This is a genomic window from Mycobacterium sp. (genome assembly GCF_049280035.1).
Lineage (GTDB): Bacteria > Actinomycetota > Actinomycetes > Mycobacteriales > Mycobacteriaceae > Mycobacterium.
In genome coordinates, this window is record NZ_JBAPPI010000756.1 from 1 (window position 1) to 11,236 (window position 11,236).

Consider the following 11,236-nt stretch of genomic DNA (forward strand, 5'->3'; position numbering starts at 1 on the left):
GGTCACGCATGAGAGTGAAGATGGTGACCAGCACCGCGATCGCGGCGATCGCGGCCAGTGCGATGGCGCCGGCGCGACCCGGGTCGGCCCGCACCCTGGCCAGCCAGCCGGCACCAGGCTGTCCGGCACCGTCTGGAAGCCACCGCGGCAGCAGCGAGTTTGGGTCGGTGTCGGCATCCGTGCCGTCGGCATCGCTGTCTGGTTGGGCGCCGAGTCGTCGATGCAGTCGCTCGGCGGGCAGTTCTGTGCGCATGCCGCCGACGGTAGGTGCGCCGACTGTCACAGCAGGGTCGTCGCGGGGCCCGGTGGCACCGCCTGTGGACGGGCTGCCGGCTGTGCACAACCGCCTGAGCGACGAGGCGCCTGACTAGTTGGTTGGGTATGCGGATAACGTGCACGGCAGGGACCGTGAGATCCAACAGAGGAGGCTGCCATGCAATTGGCACTCACGCCGCACGAAGCCGCCTTCCGCGACGAGCTGCGTACCTTTTACACGACGAAGATTCCGGCGGACTTTCGCGAGAAAACCCGTCAGGGTCTGCCGCTCGGCCGTGACGACTTCATCACCTGCCACAAGATCCTCAACGATCACGGGCTGGCGGTGCCCAATTGGCCCGTCGAGTGGGGTGGCAAGGACTGGACGCCCGCTCAGCATCAGATCTGGCTGGACGAGATGCAGCTGGCCTCTGTGCCCGAACCCCTGAACTTCAACGCGAAGATGGTCGGACCGGTGATCGCCGAGTTCGGGTCGCGGGAGATCAAGCAACGCTTCCTGCCGCCGACGGCCAGCCTCGACATCTGGTGGTGCCAAGGGTTCTCCGAGCCCGAAGCCGGCTCGGATTTGGCGTCGCTGCGTACTACCGCCTTGCGCGACGGCGACAGCTATGTGGTCAACGGGCAGAAGACCTGGACGACATTGGGCCAATACGCCGACTGGATCTTCTGCCTGGTACGCACCGACCCGCAGGCGCCGAAAAAGCAGGCCGGCATCTCGTTTCTGCTCATCGACTTGGACACCCCGGGCATCACGATGCGGCCGATCAAGCTGATCGACGGCAGCTTCGAGGTCAACGAGGTGTTCTTCGAAGACGTCCGGGTACCCGCCGATCAGCTTGTCGGAGAAGAGAACCAGGGCTGGACCTACGCGAAGTTCCTGTTGGGCAACGAGCGGACCGGAATCGCGGGGGTGGGCCGCACCAAGGTTCGTCTCGCCGAGGTCAAACAATGCGCCGCCGACACCGGCCTGCTCGACGATCCGCTGTTCGCCGCCCGGCTCGCCGAAGCCGAAAACGAGTTGCTGGCACTGGAACTCACCCAGATGCGGGTCGCCTCAGGTTCGGCAGACGGTAAGCCCAATCCGGCGTCGTCGGTGCTCAAGCTACGCGGCAGCGTGTTGCAGCAGACCGCCACCGAATTGCTCGTCGAAGTCGCCGGCCCCGATGCGCTCCCGTTCGATGCCGGCGACGACATCGCGTCACCGCAATGGGCGCAGGGCAGCGCGCCGCACTACCTGAACTACCGCAAGACATCCATCTACGGCGGCAGCAATGAGGTACAGCGCACCATCATCGCGTCCACCATCCTCGGGTTGTAGTAGACGGCAGCGTCTAAGGAAAATGAGGTAAAGCCATGGACTTTCATTTGAGCGACGAACAGGTTCTGCTCCGCGACACCACCCGCGACTTGCTGTCCCGAAGCTATGACCCGGAAAGCCGCAACAAGATCGTCGGCAGCGAGCTGGGCTGGAGCCGCGACGTGTGGAGTCAGCTGGCCGACACCGGGATCCTCGGGCTGGGCTTCGATCCTGACGAGGCCGGCCAGATCGAGGTGATGGTCGTACTCACCGAAGTTGGGCGCCGGCTGGCACCCGAACCCGTCGTGCATGCGGCGCTGGGACCGGGGGCGATCATCGCCGAGGTCGGCAGCGACGCACAAAAGGAGCTTCTGGACGAGGTCGCCGCCGGGCAGCGGTTGCTGGCATTTGCCCACCTCGAACCCGGGATGCGCGCGGCGGCCACCGCAAGTATCGCGACAACCGCTGTGCAGCAAGGTGATTCGTGGCTGCTCAACGGACGGAAGAACCCAGTGCTTGCCGGCGACTGCGCCGACACCCTGGTGGTCAGCGCCGGGTTGCCTGCCGGCGGCGTCGGGTTGTTCCTGGTCGACGGCGACGCGGTCGCCCGCCAGCCGTATCGCACCTTCGACGGCCAACGGGGTGCCCAGATCGACCTGGACCAGGCGCCCGGCGAGCCGCTTCATGACGCGGTGGACGCGTCGACCGCCATCCGCAACGGCGTCGTCCGCATCCAGTCCGCGTTGTGCGCGGAGGCGGTCGGCGCCATGGAAGAGGCGCTTCGGTTGACCACCGATTACCTCAAGACGCGCAAGCAGTTCGGGGTCACGCTCAACAAGTTTCAGACGCTGACCCAGCGTGCCGCCGACATGTACGTGTCGCTGGAACTGGCCCGTAGCATGAACCTCTACGCCGCGATGTCGATCGCCGACGGCAATCTCGACCCGGTGGTCGCGGCACGGGCCAAGCTGCAGATCGGCCGGTCGGGGCGGCACATCGCGCAGGAGTCGATTCAGCTGCACGGCGGCATCGGAATGACCGCGGAGTATCCGGTCGGCCACTATGCCGCGCGGCTGACCGCGATCGAGCGCACCCTTGGTTCATCGCAGGACCAGTTGCACGTGTTGGTCGATCAGGTCGCCGACTACGACGTAGTGACGCTGTAGGTCGGAGCAGTCGCCTGGCCGAACTCTTCGACGCAGTCGCCGAATTCTCGGCGTTCAATATCGCCGACTGACCTTCCGGGCATCAACTCGGCTCTGGCGCTGCAACCGATTCCGAGCTCGGCTCCGGCGGTGCAACCGATTCCGAGCTCGCCTCTGGCGCTGCACCATTTTCCGACCCGGCCGACTGTGAGTCCGACTCGGGCAGCTGAGCTGCGAGGTACTCGGCGAGCCCGCCGATCGTCGGATAGTCGAATACCGCGGTAGCGTTGATCGTGAACGCGCCACCGAACTGGCTGTACAACCGGTTGCGGAGTTCGACGGCCATCAGTGAATCCGTACCCAGGTCCACGAACCGACCGGTTGCGGCCGGCGGTTGCGCGAGCCGCAGGAATTGCTGCACTTCGCGCTGCAGGAATTCGGTAATGAAACCGGCGCGCTGCGCCACCGGGATTTCCTGCAATTGCCGGAGCAATTCACTGTCACCGGTTATCTCTCCGACCGCACTCGGCAACACGAGATCGAGAATCGGTGGGCGAGAACTGCCCAGCATCTTCGCCGCACGCTGCCAGTTGGCTTTGATGACAGTTGCCTGCGCAGTTCCGTTGGCGACAACCTCCGCGAGCGCGCTGAGGGCGGCCGAGGGTTCCAGCGGAACCAGGCCTTGCGCACCGATATTGGCGCGCGCGGCCTCCGAAGACGCCATGCCCCCCTTGGCCCAGGGACCAAAGTTGACGCCGGTCGCCGGCAAGCCATGCGCCTGTCGTTCCGCGACCAGCCCGTCGAGCAGCGCATTGGCAGTCGAGTAGTTGGCCTGCCCGGGTGAACCCAGCAAGCTGGACACCGAGGAGGACACGATGAAGAAGTCGAGATCGTCGTTCTTCGTCAACCGGTCTAAGTAGCAGGCGCCGAACGCCTTGGGCGCCAACGTCGTCCGGAAACGCTCCGGGGTCTGCTGTGACAGCAGCGCGTCGTCGAGCACGCCCGCCAAATGCGCCACTCCCGCGAGCGGCGGCAACTCCGCGCGGATCCGCTCCAGTAGCTTTTCGACCTCGGATTCGTCACCGACATCAGCCGCGAAGGTGTGGATGCGGCAGCGATAGCGCTCAGTGATGTCCTCGATTACCCGTTGTGCATCCGCATCGGGCGCGCGCCGGCTGGTCAACACGATGTCACCGGCACCGAGTTGGGCCAGATACGCCGCCGTGTGCAGGCCGATCGCACCGAGTCCACCGGTGATCAGATAACTCCGATCGCCGCGCGGCTGTAGCGGGTTCGGCATTTGCAGCACGATCTTGCCGATATGCCGCGCTTGCTGCATGCGGCGAAACGCCGTCTTCGCTTCCGTCAGCGGGTAGATCTCGGCGGGTAGTGGCGTCCATTCGCCTCTCGCCAACCCGTCCGACACCTCGCCCAGCAAGCCACGAATACGCTCGGGCTCTTGGAAGGTAACCGTGTCTAGCGCAACAATCTCGTAGGCGATATCGGGACGGGCCGCCGCCATCTGTTCCGGAGTCCAGATGTCTCGCTTGGCGATCTCTGCGAAACGGCCATTCTGGGCGGTGGCCCTTACGGTCGCTTCGACAAACCCCTCATTGGTCAGGCTGTTGAGCACCACGTCGACGCCGGCACCGTCGGTGTCAGCGAGGATTTGGTCAGCGAAATCCGTACTGCGCGAGTCGTAGACATATTCCACACCCAGCTTGCGCAGTGTCGCGCGTTTGTAGGTGCTGGCGGTGGCGAAGACGATCGCACCGTGCTGCTGGGCCATCTGGATGGCGGCCAATCCGACACCACCGCTGGCGGCGTGGATGAGCACACGGTCACCGGGCTGCAGCTGCGCCCAGTCGAACGCGAGTCGGGCCGTGAGTGCTGCAGCGGGAATGGTCGCGGCGTCTACCGCGCTCACCCCGTCGGGAATCGGCGCCAGCAACTGGGCCGGCACGTTGAACCGGCTGGCGAACGCGCCCTGCATGAAGCCATAAACGCGTTGGCCGACCTCGAGTCCGGTGACGCCGCCACCCAACTGGGTGACGATGCCGGCGAAGTCGCCGCCGATCGGACCCGGATCACCCGGGTAGAGACCCAGCACATTGAGCACATCCCGGAAGTTCAGACCAGAGGCCTCAACTCGAACCTGCACATAGCCGTCGTCCGGTGGCGGCACTTCTGTCTCGGTCAGGCGCAGGTTGTCGATCGCGCCGCGTTCAGTGGGCGCCAACACGTAATCAGTTGCCCGCGGTACCGCGAGATGGCCGCTGCGCGCCCATGGCAGTAACCGGGACGCCAAGAACTTTCCTTGCCGCAGTGCGAGTTCGGGTTCCTCGATCGGAGCGCCGAGAAGACCGGCCAGCGAGTGCACGGCCTCCTTTGATCCGTCGTAATCGACCAGCCTGCAGTGCAGGGCCGGTTCCTCGTTGACGATGGTGCGCCCGAGTCCCCACAGCGCCGCCTGCACGGGATCGACCGGCTCGCCAGATTCGGTCGCCACAGCTCGTTCGGTGATGATCCATAGTCCGCCGGGAAGTTTCACCGCCTCGGCGGCCTGCAGGGTGTGCACGGCGCTGAGCAGTTGGGCGATCTCGGTCTCCAGCCGCGCGGCAGATTCAGCGCTCGACTCTTCTGCACTCGGTCCGGTGCTGCGCCAGACGATGCCGGAGATCGGCATACCGCGCTCTTGAGCCTGTGCCAACAGCTGCCCCAAGAGCTCCGGATCCATGGTCCGGTCAAATGAGATGCAGCCCGGCAGTTCGGCCGCCAGCTTGTCGAGCCCCGCAATCAGCCAGGTGCCGTTCGCGTTTCCGGCGGCCCCGATATCACTGCTCGGTGCGGGCAGGGGCACCTCGTGCCAGCCGAGGCTATACAGCAGCCGGGTGGCATCGCCGCCGAGCCCGCGCAACAACGCCTCTCGGGGCGCGCGTTTGACCGTGAACTCGCGAATCCCGCCCAGGTGGCGGCCATCCCGATCAACGAAATCGAGATCGAAGACTTGCGTTTCGCTGTCGAGGCCGCTGGTATGCCACCTCGCGCGGCAATAAAACCGCCTAGGCATCTTTTCCCGAAGCTCTACTTGCCCGTACCGCAACGGCAAGAACAGATCGGCTACCCCTTGTTCGGCCGCGAGAAGCGCCGGGAAAGCCGGGAAGGCGACTCCGGTGCACAGATCGAGCAGCACCGGATGCATCGGCTCGGTTCCGAGGTGCTCGGCGAGCTCTTCGCCGACGGTGATATCGCCGATCGCCTCTCCCTCACTGAGCCACAGCGACTTCAGGGAACCGGACCAGTTGGGTCCCCATGCCAGCTCCATGTCGGCGAAGGTCTCGAACAGCTCCTGCGGGCGCGTCCGGTCCATCCGCTCGATTGCGGCGTCAATGGAATCCATCGGATCCGAGGCCGGCTCGTCGTCGACACCGGTAACGACGGTGCCATCGGCGTTCAACGACCATTCAGCCTCACTGACACCGTATTCGCGGCTGTGCACTCGGAAGGTCCAGCCGCCGCCGTCCTCGAGCGGATGCAACGCCAGCTGCACCTCGCGAGAACTCTTCTCGGGCAGGATGATCGGCTCATAGAAAAAGACATCTTTCACCCGCGCCGGCGGACCAACGGCGGCCAGGACCATCGCCGCGTACGTCGCGCCGGGAACGACAACGGTGCCATAGATAACGTGATCCGACAGCCACGGTTGCGATTTGACGGACAGTCGACTGGTGTACACGGAGTCGCCGGATGCGAGATCCTTTGCACTACCCAAGATTCCGGATACGGAGGAGCCCTGACCATCGATGCCGGCGATCCCAGAGGTCTTGGGCCAGAAGCGACGACGCTGGAACGGATAGGTGGGCAGTTCGAGTCGGCGGCGAGGTTGATGCTGCAGCGCAGCGAACTTGGGCCGATGGCCGCCGACATATGCCGTGGCCAGTGCTTCTGCGATCTGGCGCCGGTCACCTACGCCCTTGCGTAGCGAAACGATCGCACGCGGCGCGGCCAAGTGTTCCGGCCAGACCTGCACCGCAGCCCCGGTCAGAACCGGTTGCGGACCAATCTCCATCAACACCGAGCATCCCAGCGCCGCCACGGTGCGTACGCTTTCGGCGAACTGCACCGGCTGACGAGAATGCCGCCGCCAATATTGGGCGTCTAGTGGGGTTTCCGCCGTCAGCACGGTGCCCGTGCGGTTGCAGACCAGCGGCAACGTCGGCACAGCGTATTGCAACCGCGTTGCGTAAGACTCGAATTCGCCGAGCACCGGCTCCAGCAACTCCGAATGGAAGGCGTGGCTGGTTTCCAGCCAGCTGCAGCGGATCCCGTCGCCACCAAACCTGGCGACTACCTGTTCTAGATCCGCTCCCGGACCCGACAGCACCGTGTTGGGACCGTTGTAGGCGGCGACCGACACCTGAGGGAATTCGCTGGCGACGTCCTCGACGTGCTTGGCGTCGGTGAACACCGCCACCATTCGCCCACCGTCGGGCAGACTACCGAACAGCCGGCCGCGCTCGGCCATTAGCCGCGCCCCGTCCTCGAGGCTGAAAACCCCGGCCACACATGCCGCCGCGTACTGGCCCACGCTGTGCCCCAGCACCACATCTGGCTCGACGCCCCACGACTGCCACAGCCGGGCCAGGCCCATCTCGACGGCGAAAAGCGCTGGCTGCGCAAACGAGGTGTGCCGCAGTGTTTCTCCGGCCTCACCGCCGGTGTCGCGGTCGGTGGCGAACAGCACCTCCAGCAACGGGCGCGGCAGTATCTCGTTTACCGCATCCGCGCAGTGTGTCACTGTTTCTGCGAAAACCGGCTCAGCGTCGAATAATTCGCGCGCCATCCCCGGATGCTGGCTGCCCTGCCCGGTGAACAGCCACGCCGTTGTCGGCCGGTCAGTGCATTCGCCGCGTACCACTCCCGGTCGCAGCCGGTTCTCGGCCAACTCGGCCAGGCACTCGCCGGCGCTCTGAACCGAATCCACGACCAGCGCGGCGCGGTGTTCGAAATGCGAACGGCCCGCCCCGGCCGTGAGGCACACTTCGGCGATGTCGACCTTCGGGTGGGCGTTCAACCAGGCCTCATATCGCTGTGCCAACGCCACCAGCGCCTGCGGTGACCGCGCGGATAGCGGCAGCACATTGACCGGTTCATCTTGATCGTCCGACTCCGATGCCGCCGCGACGTCGCCTGCCGAGTATTCGTCGGCGGTCGCCGATTGTGGTGGCGCCTCCTCGATCAGCACGTGTGCGTTCGTGCCGGTGAACCCGAAGGAGCTTACGCCGGCGCGTCGCAGCCTGCCGTTGGCCTGCCACGGAACCGCCTTGTCCACGACCCGCACCGGCAGCGAGTCCCACGGGATATGCGGCGACGGTGTCTCAAAGTGCAGGCTCTGCGGCAGCACTTCGTGCTGCAGCGACAACACGACCTTGATCAGACCGGCGGCCCCTGCTGCCGACTCGAGATGGCCGATGTTGGTCTTCACCGATCCGATCAGCAACGGCCGGTCGGCGTCACGAGCGACACCATAAACGGCCCCGGCCGCCTGCACCTCGATCGGATCGCCCAGCGCGGTGCCCGTCCCGTGCGCCTCAAGGTAGTCAACATCCCCGCCGGCGAGACCGGCGCGGGCCAGCGCCGCGGCGATAAGCCGTTGCTGTGCACCACCATTGGGCACCGTCAAACCACTAGAAGCGCCGTCTTGATTGACCGCGCTGCCCGGGATGACCGCGCAAACCCGATCGCCGTCGCGCACCGCGTCGCTCAGCCTCTTGAGCACCAGAATTCCGCAGCCTTCACTTCGCACATAGCCGTCGGCGGAGGCGTCGAAGGTCTTGCATCGCCCGACGGGGGAAAGCATCCTGGCGCGTGAGGCGGCGATGATGGTTACCGGACTTATCAAGACGTTTACACCGCCGGCTACCGCCAAATCGCAGTCACCGGAGTGCAATGCCTGGCAGGCCTGATGGACGGCCACCAACGACGAGCTGCACGCGGTATCGACCGCCACCGCCGGTCCTTCCAGACCGAGTGCGAAGGCAACCCGACCGGAAATGGCATTGAGCGCATTGCCGGTGATGAAGTGGGCATCGATGTTTTCGACCGAGTCGGCGGACAGCAGATGCGCATACTCATTGGCAGCCACCCCCACGAAAATGCCGGTTCGGCTGCCGCGCAACGCCGCCGGGGAAAACCCGGCGCGTTCCAAGCCCTCCCACACAGTTTCGAGCATCAGCCGCTGCTGCGGCTCGATCCAGATAGCCTCGCGCGGGGAGATACCGAAGAATTCAGGATCGAATCCGTCGATTGCGTCTAGGAACCCGCCGAAGCGGCTATACATCTTGCCCGGGGTCTCTGGATCCGGGTCGTAAAACTCGTCGATGTCGAATCGGTCCTCCGGGACTTCCCGGATCGCATCGATACCGCCGGACAACACCTCCCAGAAAGCTTCCGGATCGGGCGCGCCGGGGAAATTGCACGACACCGCGACGATCGCGATCGGCTCATCCGTGCGCGTCGTCACTGCTGACACCAGCTGGGCCCCCGACCTGGTGGATACCTGCTCGCTGAGTCCTAGCACGTCGCCGAGCAAGTAATCCACCACGTCGGACAGACGTGGGTAATCCATCGCCAGGGTCGCCGGTATTTCCTTGCCCACTCCTTGCTCGATGCGGCGCCGCAATTCGACGGCCATCAGCGAATCCATGCCGAGATCAAAGAATCCGGCGTCCTCGCGGATCTCCGCGGCATCGACGCGCGTCACGTCTGCTACCGCGTCGCGCAGGTAATCTGCCAGAAGCTTCTTGCGCTGCTGCACCGGAGCGTTGGTGAGCTGCTCGACTAGCTTGGTCTTCCCAGACGGCGTTGTCACCGGCGCCGCGTCGGGCACCTCACGTTCCAGCTCCGCCAGGAATGACCGCCGCCCCGCTTGCTGGTAGAGCGGCAGGAAGCGGGCCCAGTCGATCCGGGCCACTGTTCCTTGTACGGGGCCTTGTGGCCCCTCCTGCACGGAAGAAGCCGCCATGAGATCGGCCATACCCGCCAGTGCATCGGCAGGTGACAATGTCCGGACGCCACGCTTACTTAGTCGCGCGCGCGACTCCTCGTCGGCCATGCCCGCCGACCAGGGACCGAAGTTAACGCTGATCCCAGCGACGCCCTGCTCACGCAGCCGCCAGGCCAGGCCGTCGAGGAAGGCGTTCGCCGCGCCATAGGCGGTTTGACCGAATCCGCCCCATACTGAGGCGATCGATGAGGTGCTAAGGAAGAAGTCCAGCTGTAGGTCAGCGGCTGCTTCGCTCAAATGCCAAGCACCCCAGACCTTCCCGGCAAAAACGCGATCTACTTCGGCATCGTCCAGGGTGCTCAGCGGGGTGGTACCGATCTCCCCCGCGGCATGGACGATGCCGGCCAACGGCGGTAGTTCGGCCTGCACAGTGGCTAACAGGCGCGCGACATCGTGCGCATCGGCGACATCGGCCGCGACGACCCGGAATTCGCAGCCGTGCTGTTCGCCTAGCGCGTCGATGCGCCGTTGCGCGGCATCGCTGGGCGAGCGTCGCCCGGTCAGCACCAGATGCCGGGCGCCGTGCGCGGCTAGGTATCCGGCGATTTCCAGTCCTATCGACCCCAGCCCTCCGGTCACCAAATACGTTGCATCATCACGCAGTGCCAGCGGCGTTGCGTTCGGCTGCCCAACGCGTCGAACCAGCCGGGGAACATAGACCGTTTGATCACGAAGGGCCAGTTGGTCTTCCCTGATGGCCGAGCCGCGCGGTGCCGCCAATAGCTGGGTAATGAACTGCGACCATTCGTCGGCAGTGCCCCCAGCCAGATCCGCCAGTCCACCCCACACTTGCGGATGCTCCAGTGCGGCGGCACGACCAAATCCCCACAGGCAACTCTGATCCGGTGATACGGTGTCCGCGTCGGTGACTCGTTGTGCGCCGCGGGTTACCAGCCAGATGGGCGTGCGCAATTCAGCGGCAGCCGCGGCGCGGAAGAGTCGCCGTGTTCCGCGCAGGATTCGGTGTTGCATCCGCAACAGCGACCGCATGGAGGGCACGGTCTTGGCGTCCAGGTCTGCGTCGAGCGCCGCGACATGCACGATACGTAGCGTCGGTTCGTCCTCCGCCGCAGCGCGCAACGCGGCCCCGAGCTGTTCCTCGTCCGCATCGGACACCGGCAACCCGAGAATCCGATGCTGGTGGCCCTGCGCCGTCAGCACGTCGACCAACGGCTGAACCGCTTCGCCATTGTCGCCAATGAGCAGCCAGGTAGACGCCTCGCCTGGTTGGGCATCGGAAACCGGGGAGTTGGATTTCTTCCAGCGAATGTCGTAGCGGTCGTCCGCGATGGATTGGGTGCTGCGTTGTTGATTATGCTGTGCAGCAAGCTTTGTCAGCACGTCAACGGTCTGATGGTCGCCGCTCGGACCGTCGAGTAGGGCCGCGAGTTCCTCGATCCGGCCGTCCTCGAGAAGCCGGACGGCTTCGGTACGCGCGCCAAGGTGTTGTTG

The 11,236-nt window shown here is 65.1% G+C and carries 3 protein-coding genes and 1 pseudogene; 2 read left to right on the forward strand and 2 right to left on the reverse strand.

All coding sequences use genetic code 11. The features are described 5' to 3' along the window. Positions 1-253, reverse strand: a pseudogene (locus WAN71_RS24255) (hypothetical protein); the annotation flags it as partial. A gap of 180 nt (positions 254-433) precedes the next feature. Here WAN71_RS24255 and WAN71_RS24260 point away from each other — a divergent pair. Continuing rightward, a complete protein-coding gene (locus WAN71_RS24260) occupies positions 434-1,594 on the forward strand; it encodes an acyl-CoA dehydrogenase family protein (RefSeq protein WP_422227770.1) in 1,161 nt (386 codons plus the stop codon). Positions 1,595-1,629: 35 nt separating this feature from the next. Further along, complete coding sequence (locus WAN71_RS24265) at positions 1,630-2,739, forward strand: acyl-CoA dehydrogenase family protein (protein WP_422227771.1); 1,110 nt, start codon at positions 1,630-1,632, stop codon at positions 2,737-2,739. 82 nt (positions 2,740-2,821) lie between these two features. Here the strand turns inward: WAN71_RS24265 and WAN71_RS24270 are convergent. Next, the coding region (locus WAN71_RS24270; RefSeq protein WP_422227772.1) for an SDR family NAD(P)-dependent oxidoreductase at positions 2,822-11,236 on the reverse strand (8,415 nt) is incomplete at its 5' end.

Excerpts from the sequence above, each read along its gene's own strand:
- WAN71_RS24260 (WP_422227770.1), top strand. The coding sequence starts at position 434 with ATGCAATTGGCACTCACGCCGCACGAAGCCGCCTTCCGCGACGAGCTG.
- WAN71_RS24265 (WP_422227771.1), top strand. The coding sequence starts at position 1,630 with ATGGACTTTCATTTGAGCGACGAACAGGTTCTGCTCCGCGACACCACC.